We start from the raw sequence: 17,836 nt of genomic DNA, 5'->3' as shown, positions 1-17,836 counted from the left end.
CAATGTTTATTAGCAAAGCCATCTGCAAATAAACAGGATATCATGAAAAACGTTCTTTATAATTGATAATATTCACGAATTAAATACGAAATCCACTTGCACTGTGGGTTGTTTTTAATGTTTTCTAACAAGCCCTTTGTAATAGCTAGGCTTGTGTTTGGTTTGAATAGATTATCTTTTAGAATTTGTAGCGACTCTTGCTCAATAGGATTTTCGATATCACCGATTTTTTGTTCAATTAGTGCAGCGATATGTTCTGTTGTTACCTGTTCATGTATAGGTTCCTTAATAATACGTATAATATCTCCTGAAATGAAAGGGATTGTTGAATGTTGAGCTAGTAAAGCTGTTTTTTCGACGAGTGATTTAGTTAATGAATCTATATCTAACGGTAAATTAAAGCGAAGATACAAGCCTGAGTAAATCTGTATAAACCCTTTAATACAAATTAATAAATCGTATTTCGTTTCCTCAATCTGTTCACCGTATAATTGATCTAATATATACAGTATGCTTTCATTAATGTGACTGTCATAGTAATCATGTTTAGAGATTAGTTCCTCATTAAAGGTTTGTGTTTGTTCTTTGAGAAACATTTTAGCGAAAGCTGAATGTTTACTGAAAGAACGGAATGTTGTGAAGTAGAATACATAAAGAAGTTCTTCCTTGTTTGAACAATTTCTGACTGACTGGTCAATATCAGATGTGATTTGCATCATAAAGTAATCGATTAATGCCAGAATTAACTCGTCTTTTGATTTAAATGAAAGGTAAAAAGCCCCTTTTGAGATACCGCAGCGCTCCGTAATTTGTTGAACAGAAGTTGCTTCGAAGCCTTGTTCTGAAAATAGCTCTAATGCTTTATCCATTATTAATTGTTTTTTGACCATCTGTTAAAATCTCTCCTACATAATTTATTGACAATTGACCGATTAGTCATTAGTATAAATAATTGAATTGAACAAGTCAATTAAAGGCAGGTGCAAGGGTGAAAAGTTTAGTTAATTTTGTCTTGAAAAATAAACTAGCAGTTTGGTTACTGACAATTATCATCACTGTCTCAGGAATTTATTCCGGTACACGAATGAAAATGGAGACGATACCAGATATCTCAATTCCATATTTAATGGTAACAGCAGTGTATCCGGGTGCAACTCCTGAAAAAGTAATGGATGATGTGTCTATACCATTAGAGAAAACACTTGAAAGCTTAGAAGGAGTAAAAGCTATTTACTCAAATTCATATTCTAACATGGCAAGTTTGCAGGTAGAGTATGATTATGAAAAAGATATGGATGAAGCAAAGCGTGAAATCCAAGCTGTGCTTGATACAGTGTCACTGCCTGAAACTGTCGAAGAACCATCAATTTCTAAGATTAGTATGAATATGATGCCTGTTGTTGCATTAAGTGTAAGCAGCACGGAAGAAGACATTGTCGGGCTAACAAAGACAGTAGAAGAAAGTTTATTGCCAAAGATTGAGAAAATTGACGGTGTTGCTTCTGCAACAATTACCGGTCAACATATTGAAGAAGTTGAATTAACATACGATGAAGAAAAAATGGCTTCTTTAGGTGTGACAGAAGAAGACGTTGAAAAGATGATTCAAGCAAGTGATATGGCCGTATCGCTAGGTCTATTTGAGTTTGAAGAATCAGAACAAGCCGTTTCCGTTGACGGGAAGTTCATGACAGCAAATGAGTTAAAGAAAATGTTAATTCCGGTAACACCATCAGCTGCAAACCCATCACCAGTTGTAGAACTTGGTGACATTGCAAAAATTGAAGTAGTTGGGAAAGTGGAGTCTGTATCTCGTACGAATGGTGAAGAAGCCATTGCGATTCAAATCGTAAAAGCACAAGATGCAAACACCGTAACAGTTGTTAATGAGGTAAAAGAGTTAATGAAAGAAGAAGAGAAGAGCATTGACGGACTTGTTGTTGATATGACACTTGACCAAGGTGCTCCAATCGAGGAATCCGTTACAACAATGATTGAAAAAGCAGTATTTGGCGGTTTAATTGCTGTTTTAATCATTTTGCTATTCTTACGTGACTTCAAATCAACGATTATTTCGATTGTCTCCATTCCAGTTTCAATTTTCATGGCATTATTATTATTAAACTGGATGGATATTACGTTAAATATTATGACGCTCGGTGCGATTACGGTTGCGATTGGTCGTGTTATTGATGACTCGATCGTAGTAGTAGAAAACATTTATCGTCGTTTGCATTTAAAGGGAGAGAAGCTGTCAGGGCGCGCGTTAGTTCGTGAAGCGACGATTGAAATGTTTAAACCAATCTTGTCGTCTACATTAGTAACGGTTGCGGTATTCGCACCACTCATCTTTGTAGGTGGTATGGTTGGAGAGTTATTTATGCCATTTGCATTGACAATGACGTTTGCGCTTGGGGCATCGTTAATTGTCGCTATTACAATCGTTCCAGCTCTTTCTCATTTCTTGTTTAAGAAAAAATTATATAGTGAGAAAGCAGAAGGACATCATAAACAACAAGGGAAACTTTCAAAGTGGTATAAAGGAATTCTTAAATGGACATTAAACCATAAAATTGTCACTTCTGTAGTTGCTGTAGCGATGTTAGTAGGAAGTTTAATGTTAACACCACTTATTGGCTTTAGCTTCTTAGGTAGTGAAGAAGAGAAAGTGATGTATTTAACATACACACCAAAAGCTGGTGAACTCGAAGAAGAGACGTTAGCCAATATGGCAGCCGTTGAAGAAAAAATGCTTAAGCGTGATGAGATTGATATTGTTCAAGTTTCTATTACAAATAGTACTGATCCAACAGCGGTTATGATGGGCGGAGGATCTGGTGGTGGGTTAATGTATTTAATCTTTGATCCAGACACAGAAAACTTTGCCGATGTAAAAGCAGAAATTGAAGACTATGTATTTAATATCGGTCAAACAGGTGAATGGAAGAGTCAAAACTTCGCAGCAAGTTCTGTTTCGAGCAATGAAATTAGCTACACATTCTACAGTGAAGATTTAGATGATTTAAATGAAGCTGTAGGAATGGTAGAAAAAGTATTAGCAAAGAATGACGGCTTAAAAGATGTTTCATCTAGTGCAGAAGAAAGCTATAAAGAATTCACATTCAAAGTAGAACAAGATGAACTATTACAATATGGTTTAACAACAGGACAAATTGTGCAGATGTTAAGCCCGCATACGCAACAAAATGTATTAACAACAATTGAGAAAGACGGAAACACGTTAGATGTCATTGTACAACAAGAAGCTGAAACAACACCTAAATCCATTGATGATATGCTTGAAAAAGAAGTGCCAACCGCTTCAGGAAAAACAGTGGAGCTTTCAGAAATCGTAAAAGTAGAAGAAGGGTTCGCTTTAAATACGCTTTCTCGTAGTAAAGGTGAATACTATGCAACAGTATCTGGTACCATTTTAGGCGATGATATTTCAAAGGTATCGGCTGAAGTGGATAAAGAGATTGATAAATTAGACTTACCAAATGGGGTTGAACTAGGTGTTGCTGGTGTAACAGCTGACATTAATGAAACATTTACACAACTAGGTCTTGCAATGATTGCAGCGATTGCAATTGTATACTTTATCTTAGTTGTCACATTCGGTGAAGGTTTAGCGCCATTTGTGATTCTTTTCTCATTACCATTTGCAGTAATCGGTTCATTCGTCGGCTTATTAATTGCAGGAGAAACAATCTCTGTATCAGTAATGATGGGTCTGCTCATGTTAATCGGTATCGTTGTAACGAACGCAATCGTACTTGTAGATCGAATCATTCATATGGAACGTGATGGTATGTCGATGCGTGAAGCTATCCTTGAAGCAGGCGTAACGCGTCTGCGTCCAATCTTAATGACTGCCATTGCAACAATCGGCGCATTAATTCCATTAGCAATTGGCTCTGGTGGCAGCGGTTTAATTTCGAAAGGGTTAGGTATTACAGTAATCGGCGGTTTAGCAAGTTCTACGTTACTGACATTAATTATCGTACCGATTGTATATGAAGTGTTATCTAAACTATTTAAGAAAAACCGTAAAGAAATAGAAGAAAACTAATCGTAAAAGATTGGTTTACAACATAAAGCGCGTGTCGGATGGTCATTCCGGTACGCGCTTTTATAGTGCCTCTTAATTTATAAAAAAATGGGCTTGGTTTGATCATTCCTCTTATTTACAAATATGGAATGAATGCATATAATAATTATTAACCAATGGTCAATAAAAGGAGTAAAGAATGTCACCTAGAAAATCCGTTGAACAAGAATTAACAAGAGATATGATTATTGATACTGCAAGAACTTTATTTGCACAGGCTGGCTATCAGCACGTATCTATGAGAAAAATCGCGCAAGCACTAGGATATTCCCATGGTGCGCTTTATTATCATTTTCAAAATAAAGCGGAACTATTTTATGCAATTGTCGCTAAGGATTTCTCTTTATTAGATAATGTATTAATGGAAATTATGAATGAACAGTTGAAGAACACGGAGAAAGTGAAGAAAATCTTATTGCGATTTATTCAATTTGGTTTAGATTATCCAAATCATTATGAACTGATGTTTTTAACAAGAAACCGCGATATCCAGCAGCACTTACAACTGGCTCCAGCGGAAAGCTATGAGCAATTTGCACAAGCTTTGTCAACATTATGTGATTCGCGAGTAACTACTCAAGCAATTTGGTCTGTTTTTTTAGCGGTTCATGGCTTTGTCAGTGTTCATTGTCGTAATGAGCAAACGTATGGGGAAGTGGAAGGGTTAGCAAAGACTCATGTCAGATTTATGCTAAAAGGTCTTGGGATAGAAGAAGAGAGATAATTGCTGAAAAAATCGCCTAAGGGCGAATTTTTTCAGCAATTAATTGACCGATGGTTAATTAATAAAAGGGAGTGAATCACTTGAAAAAAGCACTTGTATTGGGCGCGACGGGAAGTATAGGAAGTGCACTTGTTTATGAATTGGTGAATAGAGGAGTTGAAGTAACTGCTTTTGCTCGAAGTGGGGATCAGTTAAATAAGTTATTTGGAAATCAGCCAGTGAAGGTAACAATCGGTGATGTATTTCAACAAGATGATGTAGAGAAGGCTGCAAAAGGTGTAGATGTTGTATTCCATGCTATTAATATCCCTTATCCAGAATGGCAGGAAAAACAGCCGCTATTACTGACCAATATTTTAGAGGCAGTAAAGAAAACAGGAACGAAGCTTGTGATGATAGATAATATTTATGCATATGGAAGAAGTTATGGCGTTCCTGTTACAGAGGAAGTAAAGAAAAAACCACATACGAAAAAAGGGAATATTCGTTTACAGTTAGAGCAGATGGCGAAGCAGTCACGTGTACCACTTTTGATTACGCATCTTCCAGATTTTTATGGACCGAACGCTGGAAGTACATTGCTCAATTATACATTTCAAGCAATGATTCAGAATAAAAAAGCGAGGTATATAGGCAATCAAATGTTAGCTAGAGAATTTATTTATACACCAGATGGAGCAAAAGCAATTGTTGAATTAGCGTTTCAAAATCGCTTTGATGGGGAGAATTGGAATATCCCGGGGGCAGGGACAATTACAGGAACAGATATTATTAGGATTGCTAAGCAGGTTACAGGGTATAACAAAAAGGTCTCTACTGTCAGTAAAAATATGATTCGCTTCATAGGGGGATTTGATTCTTTTATGAGAGAGTATGTAGAAATGTATTACTTAAACGAAGAGCCTGTTGTGTTAAATGGTGATAAATATGAACGAGCAATTGGTCCAGTACCAAAAACGCCATATGAAGAAGGAATTAAACAAACGTTATTAAGCATAAAAAATAACAGCCTAACTAGTTGATAGGCTGTTACTTCGGATATAAGCTGAATGTTCTTGTATTTATAATCCGAGTGAAATATATTTTGTTTCTAAAAACTCTTCAATGCCTTGGTGTCCGCCTTCGCGACCTAGTCCACTTTGTTTAAACCCGCCAAATGGAGCTTGAGGAGTGGACGGTAGACCATCATTTAAACCGACAATACCGAATTCCAGCGCTTCAACAACACGGATGCCGCGGCTAATATTTTCAGTAAATACGTAGGCCGCTAACCCATAGATGGAGCTGTTCGCTCGTTCAATGACTTCTTCTTCCGTTTTAAAGGAAGTAATCGGTGCAAGCGGACCAAATGTTTCTTCTGTCATACAGAGCATGCTGTCATCGATATTTGAAAGAACAGTCGGTTCTAAAAATAGACCATTCACTACTTTTCCGCCTGTTTCAAGCTTAGCGCCACGACGAACAGCATCTTCAATATGAGCTAATACTTTATCAACTGCGTGCTGGTCGATGAGTGGACCAATATCGACCCCTTGTTCAAGACCGTTTCCTACTTTTAACTCTTTTACTTTAGCAACAAATGTTTCGATGAACTGATTGTAAATCGATTCATGTACGTATATTCGGTTCGAGCAGACGCATGTTTGACCAGCGTTTCGGAATTTAGAGCTAATTACACCATTCACAGCCTTTTCTAAATCTGCATCTTCTAAGACGATAGAAGGGGCGTGTCCACCCAGTTCCAAAGAAATTTTTTTAACAGTTTCGGCAGAGCCCTTCATTAATGTTTTTCCTACTTCAGTAGAGCCGGTAAACGTCAATTTGCGAACGCGAGGGTCTTGAAGCCATGTATCGCCAATTTCGGATGACTTGCCGGTGACAAGGTTGATGACTCCTTTTGGAATCCCAGCTTGCTCTGCAAGTTCGACAATTTTTAGAGCTGTAATGGGCGTTAGGTTTGCTGGTTTGATGACAACTGTACAGCCAACGACGAGTGCTGGTGCTACTTTACGTGTAATCATAGCTGCTGGGAAATTCCATGGCGTGATGACAGCAACTACACCTACAGGCTGCTTGGAGACGAATAGACGTTTATTCGATTGTGTTGCTGGAATCATTTCTCCATATACGCGTTTTCCTTCTTCTGCAAACCAAGAAAGAAAGCCATTTGCATAGGTCATTTCACCGATAGCTTCTTTTAATGGTTTCCCTTGTTCTTCTGTCATAATCTTTGCAATTTCTTCTTTATTAGCATCAATTAAGTGATACCATTTCCAAATCAAATCAGCACGTTCATAGACTGAGAGAGCAGACCAGCTTTTAAGTGCTTCATAAGCCGCATCGGTAGCTTTTTTAGCTTCATTGGCCCCGCCGATAGGTATAGTAGCAATGACTTCGTTCGTCGCTGGGTTCGTTACATCCATGCGTTCGAGTCCAAAATCAGACCATTCTCCATTGATGTATAAATCGTATTGCTTCATATGAAAAACCTCCCTATATATGATTATGTATAGTAAAACATGCTAGTTATTATCTATTATATATATAATGAAGAATCTATTAAATAAAGAAGGCTTATCAGAACAAATAAACAGCTGCCCTTTAAAAAGGACAGCTGTTTTGAGAAGATATTTAGGCAGCAGTGTCTGCCTCTACGTTTGCTTTATTAGGATCAAATTCTTTTTCTGATTTAGAGATAACAACTGTTGCAACACCGTTACCAATTAAGTTTGTAACCGCACGTGCTTCTGACATGAAACGGTCCACGCCCAATAGAAGAGCCATACCTTCAACAGGAATCATTGGGAATGCTGCTAATGTAGCGGCAAGTGTGATGAAACCGGAACCAGTTACACCAGCTGCACCTTTAGATGTTAGCATTAAAATCCCAAGTAGAGTGATTTCTTGCCAGATTGTTAAATCAACTCCGTAGGCTTGTGCAATAAAGATAGCAGCCATTGATAAGTAGATGGATGTACCATCAAGATTGAAAGAGTACCCAGTTGGTACAACTAACCCAACAACTGGTTTTGAACAACCGTATTTTTCAAGCTTGTTCATCATACTAGGAAGAGCCGACTCAGATGAAGATGTTCCGACTACAAGCATAATTTCGTGTTTGATGTAAGCGATAAATTTGAAAATGTTAAAGCCATATGCTTTTGCAATACTACCTAGAACAAAGACGATAAATAGGAACATTGTTAGATAAACAGCACCCATTAATTGAGCTAACGAACTAAGTGAACCAAGACCGAATTTCCCGATTGTGTATGCCATTGCACCAAATGCTGCAAGTGGTGAAATTTTCATTACCATACCTACAATTCCGAAGAAAACATCCGCCAATTGTTGGAATAGTGTGACAACTGGTTTTCCTTTTTCACCCATAGCTGCAAGTGAAAGACCAAATAGAATCGCAAACAATAATATTGGTAGCAATTGACCGCCAGCCATTGCTGCAACTGCGTTATCTGGAATAATGCTTGAAATAAAGGCGATAGCGCCATGCTCTGATTCTGCAGCCGCTGTTGTGTATTGAGAAACATCAGCACCGGCGTCTTCTACAGCGCTCATATTAAATCCTTTACCAGGGCCCCACACGTTTACAACGATAATTCCAATAGCAAGAGCAATCGTGGAAACGATTTCAAAATACAATAAAGCTTTCCCGCCGATTCGACCAATCTTCTTCATATCACCCATGCCGCCAATTCCAATTACAACGGTAAAGAAGATGATTGGAGCGATTACCATTTTAATTAATTTAATAAACCAGTCAGCTAATACTTTTAACTCAGCACCAAAAGCCGGGAAGAAGTATCCGACTGCAATACCGAGAACGATACCAAGTACAACTTGAACTGTTAAATTTTTTAGAATTTTCAAGATGCATTCTCCTTTGTTATATAATAGGTTCATTACAACTGTCTACATTGTAACAGGTGAAGGAGAATGATATTTTTTTTGGTGATATTGTTCTTTTTGGTCTTTTTGTTCTGGATGTAAATGGTTATTTTAGCGTACGAAAAAAGCTATCCCTATATATAAGGATAGCTTGAATTCTAATGTTCAAAAGGTTTAATAAGTCCATAAAGAGTTTCAATAACAGGCAATTGAATCCCAGCTTTATTGGCTAATCGTAAGGCACCGCCTTGTAAATGTTCGACTTCTAATGTTAAACCTTTTCGACGATCTTGGTGCATGGAAGAAGTAGATTCGTGTGGTAACGTTTGTAAATTAGTGACAGCTTGATTTAGTTGCTCTTCACTAATTGAAACGTGATACGCATTAGCTAGGTTTTTCATCTCAATCAGCACTTTATGCAATAAGTTGAAAGTGGAAGGAGATTGCCGGATTGTACCGATTGGTAGATTTGCGGCGGTTGTTACGCCTGAGAAAGCTGTAATGAACATATATTTATTCCACATTCTCATCAGGATTTGTTTAGACTGACGAGCATCGATTACAGCTGTGCTCATCACTTGTTCGAGCTCTTCGCAAAAGCCTGTTTGTGAAGGGTGTAAAGGGCCAAATATTAAGTCATGATTTTGGCTGGAATGAATCACATGACCTTTTTCGTTTAAGGTTGTGATAATATAAGCGAAGCCTCCAAGTACAGCTTCTTCTCCAAATTGCTCTTGAAGAATAGGAATATGCTCTAATCCATTTAAAAGCGGCAGGATTTTAGCTCCACGTTCGACAAGTGTTCGTAAAGCGGGCAGGGTGCCTTCTAGATGATAGCCTTTTACAGAGAGAATAACTAAATCGGCATGTTCAATTTGATTAACATCTTCAATAAGATTTAGCTGATTAAATAGATAATTCCCATGTGGGCTTGTAATATGTAAACCTTCTTCTTCTAATTGGCGAGCGCGATTTTTACGAACGAGAAATGTAACGTGCTGGCCAGCTTCTTCAAGACGAGCTCCAAAATAGGCTCCAACTGCTCCTGCTCCTACAATAACAATCTTCAAAATAAACACCTCTCCTATTAGTATTATGTAAATCATATCACATATTCAGAAAGAGATAACATAATTTTCCTTATATTTAGATTTTATAGAGGATTAACAGACTGTAAGATTTCTAATTCGGGATGAGGAGAAGTGGATAATAGAGAAGGGAGGCTGTACTAGTCGAATATTGCTCTTTAATGCAACAAAAAACCGAATCGGAACGACATTGTTCACAATTCGGTTCTGTATAATTATTGATATACTTTGATTTTAACAGTTTTTACGCCCCAATTAAGAGCTTTAGATTTGGAAGATATGAAAACATCAATCTTCTTTCCTTTGATAGCTCCGCCTGTGTCAGCTGCAATTGCTGTTCCATAGCCTTCCACATATACTTTTGATCCAAGTGGAATCAACTTTGGATCAACGGAAATTGCTTTCACGTTTGGATTTTTCTTTAAGTTCAATCCTGTTGCAGTAATACCGCTGCAATTTTTACAGTTAGCTGTGTAAGCTGTTGCTTTCACAGTATATGTTTTGTAGCTTTTTGATGTAGATGCTTTTTTAACTGTCGCTTTTTTTGTTGTTTTTGTAACTTTTAAAACTTGTTTTGGTTTAATTGTATTATTTTTTAGACCATTCCAGCTCTTAAGCTGTCCCACGGTTACGTTATGTTTATTTGCGATATTCCATAATGTGTCGCCTTTTTTTACAGTGTATGTACTAGCGGCCGATGAAACTCCGGAAAACCCAAATACTAGAAAACAAGCTGTTATCATCGTAATTAGTGTTTTTTTCATAATAATCTCCTTTGTTTTAAATCGTAGTCTTAGAATAACAGCTTAATGTAACAGCGGTGTTTCACTGGAATACTATTTTTATTACAAAAAGATGTCGAATAACGTCATTTTGTAATAAATGAAACAATGATATATATAACAAATTTTACTTTTAGTGGGTAATCACATATTTTTGGGAAGTGCATATCGTATGAAAAAGTAAAGAAAAGGGAGACTATGATGCATTATTACGCCATTAACAATTGGGGCCAGCGGTCTGTTTTGTCTAATCAGATTTTAAAAGCAATTAATGGGGAGTACGCGGCTATACATTGCTATGAAGAGATTATTCAGATGGCTCCATCACAGAAAGTAAGGGAAGTAGTAACAGAAATTCGGCAAGATGAGATTCGGCATTTTGAGACGTTTTCACAGATATATCAACAACTAACAGGCACTCAACCTCAAATTGAAAAACAACCTTCGTGCCCGCATTCGTATGTTGATGCAATTAAAGCAGCTTTTATAGATGAGCAAGAAACGGTTGATTTTTATCGTAATATCGCTAGTGGTACAAGTGATTCGACGGTTCAATCGGCTTTTAAAGGAGCGGCAGCAGATGAACAAAATCACGCTGTTTGGTTTTTATATTTTTTAATGGGACATCAATAGAGAAAAAAGCTCTCTGCAAAAAGGCCAGAGAGCTTGTCTTATATTATGGCTGCGGTTTATTTATTTTTTTCATTCTTTGTAATAGCAAACCGTCCGTTTGATTATTTTCTCCTGTAATAAATGTTGGCATGTAATATTGTAAATATTGTCCATATTGATTGTTGGTTTTTAATAGCAGCTCATCTACATAATAAACCCCTTTTGGGATGGAATCTAATAAGAGAACGGTTAAGGCAGAATAGATGCCACAAGCTACTTGAAAATAAGTAGCGTTTGTTTTGTATTTACTATAAATAGAATGATTATCCGTAACATTATACATATAGCGTTCTCTATCGGGATAGACGAGCAGGACACCCACTAAATCTTCTCCTTCGAGCGGCGCCTCAAGGGGATCGAGAACTTTCATTTCATGGTCCCATAATTGCTGAACATGATCAAGCTTAGAGCGAATGAGTTCTGTCGTATGATCATTGACTTTATACAAAAAACCACTTTCCATATTATACAGCTGACCTAACGTATATACTTCTTCATGGGGCATTAAGCATCCATCAAACTGCTTGTCCCCTAAAGTAACCTGAAATTCAAGATTGTATACTTGTTCATATAAAAAGAGGGGAGTATGATGCTGCATGAACATCGGGTAACTGAGAATCGCTTCATCTAGGAAGCATTCAGGTGCCCAAGTTGTATAGATTACACCTGGTTTAGCGTATTGAGGATTCTTATAGAAGGAAGTGTCGTGCTCAACAATATAGCAGCCGAGCGGGGGCTCTGAGCTTTTAGTTAACAATTCGATGGCCATCCATTGTACAACACCTGGATTCATGCCTGAACCAATAATCGCGGTCGTATTTAGGAATTGATTCTTATATGCTTCAAAATATCGAATTCTCTCAATCAAAGGAAATCCTTCATATAATTCTTCATTTTCATCAACCATAGCGCATTCTAAAGCGGAATTGACATACTTAACTCCAAGTTGATTACAGCAAGCAAGCATCGCGACTGTATCTGCCCATGATACATCAATAACAATGGAGGTTTGGGTGCGTGAGAGATGTTGGGTGAAGTGATCTGTATCTTGTAAATCAAATTGATGAATGACACATTTAGTAGAGAGGTTAGGGAATAGATTGTGGTAGTAGCTGATATCTTTTTGCTTATTATCTATTAAATGAAGAGTAGAGTTCTGAATCAAGGGATGTAGCGGATCTTTTTTGTCGACCGCTGATTTATTTAAGATAGAAAGTATAGATTTGGCAACCCCGCCTGAACTTCCTAGAAGAGTGATAACTGTAGAGGTGTTATTCATTTAACATTCATCCAATCTTTGTTTTTTTTCGTAGGCTTTGTTATAGTCAATAGATTTATAAACATAGCCTTTATATGAATATGTATGAATAATCAAAAGGGTATGGATGAATATGCTTAAAAATATTATTTAATAAAAATAGGGGATAGTACAAGCTGGCCAACCGGTATAAGCATACAGTATGGAAAGTAAAGAAGGAAGTGATTCAGTGGACACAAAAGGACAACATTTTGTTATTGATGCGTTCCAGTGCCAGGCGGATATTTTGAATCAGGAAGATGTATTAAAGGAATTTCTTATAAAAGCGGTTGAAGATTTGGGGATGGAGATTTTATCTACCTATTTTCATTCCTTCTCACCTCAAGGAGTAACAGGTGTCATTGTGCTTTCAACGTCTCATCTTTCTATTCATACTTGGCCGGAACACGGGTATGCTGCTTTGGATTTATATACGTGTGGAGATCAAAAACTGTGGCCGGTATTAAGAGAGCTTTTATTGAAATTGGAAGCGAAACGTGCTTCTGTTCATGAAATTGTACGTGGGCATGACATCGTTCATAGACCTTCTAGTATGAAGGAGCTGGATATTCTTTCGGATACTTTAGTGAAAGAAAAAAGTGATATCCGTGTAAAGAACGATATAGGAAATGGGTGGGATCGGGCTTACTTAAAGGCAACGCTGAAAGGCAATCATAATATCCTTTATCATGGATCGAGCCCATTTCAAGACCTTCTTCTCATTGAAACGACGGATATTCGACTATATTTAAATCAGGAGTTACAGTTTTCTTCTTTAGATGAAAGATATTATCATGAAGCGCTAGTATTCCCGGCTATGGAGTTAGCAGCCTCTCCAAAACGGGTTCTTGTTTTAGGTGGAGGAGATGGACTAGCTGTACGTGAAATTCTTAAATATCCAAACGTTGAGCATGTAGATCTTGTTGATATCGATCCCAAAATGGTTCAGCTTGCTAAAACGCATCCAGCATTGTTAGTTCAAAATGAGCGTTCTTTTTTAGATGAGAAAGTAACCGTTCATATCGAGGATGCTAAAGGCTATATCTCAGGACAGCTAGAGCCGTATGATGTCATCATTATTGATTTCCCCGATCCTAGTGATTCGATTATTAGTTCTTTATATACAAAGGAGTTATTTTCTAAGGTAGCGCTTCTTTTAGCAGAAGACGGTGTATTAGTGTGTCAATCGAACTCACCTGAAGAAGCACCGCGCTTATTTTGGAGTATTGGCAAAACGATTGAAGCAGCTGGTTTCTATACACGTGGATATAAAATCCTTGTTCCTTCATTTGGTGTATGGGGGTTTCATTTGGCGACAAAGAAAGAACTTTCAGAAGAAAGTCCGGAGATATCTGTGCCGCATGAGGCTCTTCCAAAGGATATGACTCATTTATTCAATCTTTCTCCAACTATTTTATCTGAGAGACAGCATGCAATTGTTAATGAGGTAAGTAACTTAAGGTTGCATAAAGTGTATGAAGAAGAAATACAGAAATAGGGATAGCTTTATACAAATGTAATGAAAATAAGCTCTCTGCCTATTGAGTAGAGAGCTTGTTTTGTTTGGAAAACAGAAATAGCTAATAATCCAAATTTTTTATCAAATGGTAAAGTTTTGTTCAATTTCCTGAAAGTATCGAGTTGTATAGTATAATAGATTTATAAACTTAGATGTTAGCGGGAGGTTTTAAAGGTGAAAAGGATAAAAAAAGTTTTGGCTGCTAGTGGATTAAGTTCATTGCTTCTAGTATCTACAGCTATGCCTGCCAATGCGTATAATGAACAATCTACGAGTGCTATATCCTCATTGTTATCAGAGAAGGGGACAAGCCAAAAGAAACAGCTAGAACAGAAAATACCTATGAGCAACGAGACGTTTACGATTAAGTATAGTAAGCCGATTTCAGCAGCAGAGCATCGCGCGTTAGGCGGGACTGTTGTTCGTCAATTTTCTCATCTAAACTATGCCGAAATCAAAGTGAAAAACAAAGCGAATTTGGCAGAAGTGATGCGAAAATATCAAAAGCTTGGAAAAGTAGAAAGTGTGAGTCCTAGCTTTTTGTATAAAAGTACTGCTTCTGTTGATCCAAAAGCGAGTCGACAATATCAACACACGATGTTGCAAATAGAAAAAGCCCAAAAATTAGCCGGTAAAAATAAAATTACCGTCGCTGTTGTGGATACAGGAACGGACTCAAAGCATCCTGATTTAAAAAATGCTTTATTACCAGGTTACAATGCAGCCAATCCGGCTAATCAACCAATTCCGATGGAACATGGCACGCATGTTTCAGGAATTATAGCGGCTGCAAAAAATAATGGTATTGGTGGATATGGGATTAGTCCAAATGTGAAGATTCTGCCTGTAGATGTGTTTGATGGGCAAGAAGGAGCAACGGATGCAAGTATAGCAGAAGGTATTCTTTATGCTGTAGAAAAGGGAGCTAAAGTCATTAATATGAGTTTAGGAGGACCCGGGACGACACCATTAATGGAAGAAGCGGTTCAAACAGCTATTAAGAAAGGTGTCATTATTGTAGCGGCAGCTGGAAATGAAAGCACAGATGCACTTAGTTATCCTGCCGCATATGAAGGGGTTATTAGTGTAGGAAGTATTAATGAGGACAAGCAATTATCTTCGTATTCAAATCATGGTCCATCTGTAGATGTTGTAGCGCCGGGTGAAAACGTTTATAGTACGCTGTATGACAAGGGCAAGAAATCCACTTTTATGAGTGCGAGCGGCACATCAATGGCATCACCTGTAGTGGCAGGAGTCGCAGGGCTTTTATTGACGAAATATCCAAAGCTGACACCGGCTCAAGTGGAATATGTTTTAGAGAAAACAACGGATAATCTTGGAGCTTCAGGCTTTGATACGACATATGCTAACGGGTTAGTGAATCCTGTTCGAGCATTATCTTTTGATATAAAGAAATTACCTACATATGTAAAGAAAGAATGGACGAAGACAGAAATTCTGGCTAAGGCAGAAGCGGTTGATACGACTAAACAGGTAGTTAGAGAAGGTGCTATTACAAAACCTTTTGAGCAAAAGTGGGTTAAATTTGAGGTTAAAAAAGGAGAGTCTATTCAAACGCTATTAGAGGGCTCTAAGCAATATGATTATAAGATTATTGGCCATTTCTATGGCAAACAAAATAAGATAGAATCGTTTGAAGTCAATCAAACACAAGATGGACGTTCAGAAGCGAAATTAATACAAGCCCCTTTTGATGCGACCGTAGTTATTGGTGTAAAAGATGTCAATGCAAGTTTTGATGACAGCGGACGCAAGAGGTCTACTTATAAGTTAACCGTCAAGAAAGCTTCTAAGTTGCCCGAAGACGAAACAACGATTGAAAATATGATACAGGTTGATCATCTGCCTTATAAGTTACCTCAACCTTTTACTTTAGCAGGAGAACAAGGTGATTATGATTATTTCAAGCTAAAAGTAGATAAACAACAGCTCGTTCAAATCAATCTTTCTGCTATTCCTGGTTTAAACACTGACATTGGCGTTTATAATATGACCAATTTCTTTCCTGAAGAAAGCATGGAAGAAGAGAAGATGAGTGAGGAAGACAAACAAGCTTTATTAAAAGAGTTACTAGAAGGGGAAGAAGCTATTAAGGGAGAATTCTACGCAAATAGTAACGGGACAAGCCAAGGAGAAACATTAACATTTGTGGCAGAGCCTGATCAGGAATATGTCATTAAAGTAGCTGGAGATGCGGTTAGTTCTAATCTAATAGAAATGCTGTTAAATATGTTACTAGGATTGGATACTGCGCTTGAAGTACAAGAAAAACAATCTTCTTTATTACCTTATCAATTAGAAGTAGTAGGTAAAGAGACGATTGAAGATGAAGATTACTTAAGTCAAGATATGCTTATGGGGGGGAGCGGCAACGCTTTATTACCTGAATTAGATTTAGTGGATGTGGAGGAAGAAACAAGTGAATCCATTATTGATGAACAAACGGATATGATTCAGACGATTCTTGAAAATGCCCGTCCGTATGCACTTGGAAAACAAGCCTCAGGTTATATTCAAAACGATATGGATGAGGATTACTTTTTGATTGAGCCAACTGAATCCGCTCTATATCAATTTGAATTGAGTAATAAAAGCGGAACCATTCCTGTAACAGAAATTCTTGAAATTGTAGAAGAGGAAGATGAAAAAGGAGAACCGATTCTTTATACTGCTCCTGTTGTGACGAACATGGCATTAGAAGGATTTAGTGTGAAAGCGAATAAACAAATGTATACAGGACTGCAACGCGGGAAGCAATATATTGTAAAAATGTATAGTGATACGCTGTTGGCTTCAAGTGCTGTTTCATTTGATCCTTACCATCTATCATCTAAGAAATTGAATACCAATGTAGAAGATCAATATGAACCAAGCGATTATAAAAATGTGAAAAAGCTACCTGGAACATCCTTCAAAGGGAACTTTGCGATGCCAAATGATACGGACGTCTTTTATTACACAGCAAAAGAAACAGGAATTAAAGCCATTTCGGTGGAGCCTTCTAAAGCAACAGCCAGCATGAAAGCAAAATATCAGAAGGCATTTCTCAATGAATATAAAGGAGTAGCAGCGGTTATTGAAGATACAAATAAAAACCGTACATTTGATCCAGATAAAGATCATGTGGTATCTGTTATTCAAAAAGGAACTCAAGGATTTTCAAGCGGTTCATTTAAGATGGTTAAAGGCAAAAGCTATCTTATTGAGATAGCAGGGATAAATGATACAAACCTTGTTTCCTCTATTGTACCTTACACATTTAATTTAGTTTCCATGACTAAAAAAGATGGATTTACGCTGAAAAAGCCGGTTAAAATAAAGAAACAAAGCACGCTATCTTATTCGTCTAAAGGTTATTTTAATGCTGGAGTCACAGGTGGAGATACCGACTATTATAACTTTGAATTAAGTAAGAATGCATCAGGAAGCATCCAGTTAATTGCAGGTAAAGAAACAGATGGTGTAATTAGTCTTTACCAAAATGGCAAGCGTATTAAACAATCTGATCTATATCTCCAAGGTGATACGGAAGTGCTGAACCTTAGTTTGAAAAAAGGAAAGTACCAAATTAGAATTAGTGATGCTAACGGTCAAGCGAGTATTAAGCCGTATACATTAAAAGTGAATATGAAATAAAGTGAAACTTCCATCAGTGGGGGGTTCCTTCATCCCCCACTGATGGTTAGTTGAACCAATCGGACCTTTACGGGCAG

12 protein-coding genes are annotated in these 17,836 nt (G+C 37.4%); 6 read left to right on the top strand and 6 right to left on the bottom strand.

The genetic code is table 11. From position 1 onward, the window contains the following. Positions 1-56: 56 nt before the first annotated feature. Positions 57-890, bottom strand: a complete 834-nt coding sequence (locus ACE199_RS12000; protein ID WP_375350006.1) for a TetR/AcrR family transcriptional regulator — start codon at positions 888-890, stop codon at positions 57-59. Between the two features lie 98 nt (positions 891-988). Here ACE199_RS12000 and ACE199_RS11995 point away from each other — a divergent pair, with 98 nt between their 5' ends. The 3 genes from ACE199_RS11995 (at position 989) to ACE199_RS11985 (ending at position 5,857) form a co-directional block, all read left to right on the top strand. Continuing rightward, positions 989-4,072, top strand: a complete 3,084-nt coding sequence (locus ACE199_RS11995) for an efflux RND transporter permease subunit (RefSeq protein WP_375350005.1) — start codon at positions 989-991, stop codon at positions 4,070-4,072. A gap of 178 nt (positions 4,073-4,250) precedes the next feature. Continuing rightward, positions 4,251-4,835, top strand: coding sequence for a TetR/AcrR family transcriptional regulator (locus ACE199_RS11990; protein ID WP_375350004.1), 585 nt, complete (start codon positions 4,251-4,253; stop codon positions 4,833-4,835). Between the two features lie 80 nt (positions 4,836-4,915). After that, complete coding sequence (locus tag ACE199_RS11985; RefSeq protein WP_375350003.1) at positions 4,916-5,857, top strand: NAD-dependent epimerase/dehydratase family protein; 942 nt, start codon at positions 4,916-4,918, stop codon at positions 5,855-5,857. Between the two features lie 39 nt (positions 5,858-5,896). On the opposite strand, the gene ACE199_RS11980 is transcribed toward ACE199_RS11985, so the two are convergent. The 4 genes from ACE199_RS11980 to ACE199_RS11965 all read right to left on the bottom strand — a co-directional run bounded on the left by ACE199_RS11980 (position 5,897) and on the right by ACE199_RS11965 (position 10,593). Beyond that, the gene (locus ACE199_RS11980; RefSeq protein ID WP_375350002.1) at positions 5,897-7,315 is read right to left on the bottom strand and encodes an NAD-dependent succinate-semialdehyde dehydrogenase; all 1,419 of its coding nucleotides are present in this window, start codon (positions 7,313-7,315) and stop codon (positions 5,897-5,899) included. Positions 7,316-7,466: 151 nt separating this feature from the next. Beyond that, positions 7,467-8,756: a dicarboxylate/amino acid:cation symporter gene (locus tag ACE199_RS11975; RefSeq protein ID WP_286676607.1), complete on the bottom strand. Its 1,290-nt coding sequence runs from the start codon at positions 8,754-8,756 to the stop codon at positions 7,467-7,469. 143 nt (positions 8,757-8,899) lie between these two features. Continuing rightward, complete coding sequence (locus ACE199_RS11970) at positions 8,900-9,811, bottom strand: ketopantoate reductase family protein (RefSeq protein ID WP_375350001.1); 912 nt, start codon at positions 9,809-9,811, stop codon at positions 8,900-8,902. A 233-nt stretch (positions 9,812-10,044) separates the two neighbouring features. Next, a complete protein-coding gene (locus ACE199_RS11965; protein ID WP_375350000.1) occupies positions 10,045-10,593 on the bottom strand; it encodes a 3D domain-containing protein in 549 nt (182 codons plus the stop codon). A 216-nt stretch (positions 10,594-10,809) separates the two neighbouring features. On the opposite strand from ACE199_RS11965, the gene ACE199_RS11960 reads away from it, so the two are divergent. Further along, complete coding sequence (locus ACE199_RS11960) at positions 10,810-11,244, top strand: ferritin-like domain-containing protein (protein WP_375349998.1); 435 nt, start codon at positions 10,810-10,812, stop codon at positions 11,242-11,244. Positions 11,245-11,287: 43 nt separating this feature from the next. On the opposite strand, the gene ACE199_RS11955 is transcribed toward ACE199_RS11960, so the two are convergent. After that, positions 11,288-12,562 (bottom strand): S-adenosylmethionine decarboxylase related protein, encoded by a 1,275-nt coding sequence (locus tag ACE199_RS11955; protein WP_375349997.1) that lies wholly within the window; start codon positions 12,560-12,562, stop codon positions 11,288-11,290. A 208-nt stretch (positions 12,563-12,770) separates the two neighbouring features. Here ACE199_RS11955 and speD point away from each other — a divergent pair, with 208 nt between their 5' ends. Together speD and ACE199_RS11945 are read left to right on the top strand one after the other, a co-directional pair. Continuing rightward, complete coding sequence (gene speD, locus ACE199_RS11950) at positions 12,771-14,078, top strand: adenosylmethionine decarboxylase (RefSeq protein ID WP_375349996.1); 1,308 nt, start codon at positions 12,771-12,773, stop codon at positions 14,076-14,078. A 195-nt stretch (positions 14,079-14,273) separates the two neighbouring features. Then, positions 14,274-17,759 carry a S8 family peptidase gene (locus ACE199_RS11945; RefSeq protein WP_375349995.1) on the top strand — a complete coding sequence of 1,162 codons (3,486 nt, stop codon included), beginning with the start codon at positions 14,274-14,276 and terminating at the stop codon, positions 17,757-17,759. Positions 17,760-17,836: the final 77 nt, after the last annotated feature.

Source organism: Peribacillus sp. Hz7 (assembly GCF_042136355.1).
Classification (GTDB): Bacteria; Bacillota; Bacilli; order Bacillales; family DSM-1321; genus Peribacillus; species Peribacillus asahii_A.
The sequence above is the reverse complement of the archived record's forward strand: the minus strand, read 5'-3'. Positions and strand labels throughout refer to the sequence as shown.

Excerpts from the sequence above, each read along its gene's own strand:
- ACE199_RS12000 (WP_375350006.1), bottom strand. The coding sequence starts at position 890 with ATGGTCAAAAAACAATTAATAATGGATAAAGCATTAGAGCTATTTTCA.
- ACE199_RS11990 (WP_375350004.1), top strand. The coding sequence starts at position 4,251 with ATGTCACCTAGAAAATCCGTTGAACAAGAATTAACAAGAGATATGATT.
- ACE199_RS11980 (WP_375350002.1), bottom strand. The coding sequence starts at position 7,315 with ATGAAGCAATACGATTTATACATCAATGGAGAATGGTCTGATTTTGGA.
- ACE199_RS11975 (WP_286676607.1), bottom strand. The coding sequence starts at position 8,756 with ATGAACCTATTATATAACAAAGGAGAATGCATCTTGAAAATTCTAAAA.
- ACE199_RS11965 (WP_375350000.1), bottom strand. The coding sequence starts at position 10,593 with ATGAAAAAAACACTAATTACGATGATAACAGCTTGTTTTCTAGTATTT.
- ACE199_RS11960 (WP_375349998.1), top strand. The coding sequence starts at position 10,810 with ATGATGCATTATTACGCCATTAACAATTGGGGCCAGCGGTCTGTTTTG.
- ACE199_RS11955 (WP_375349997.1), bottom strand. The coding sequence starts at position 12,562 with ATGAATAACACCTCTACAGTTATCACTCTTCTAGGAAGTTCAGGCGGG.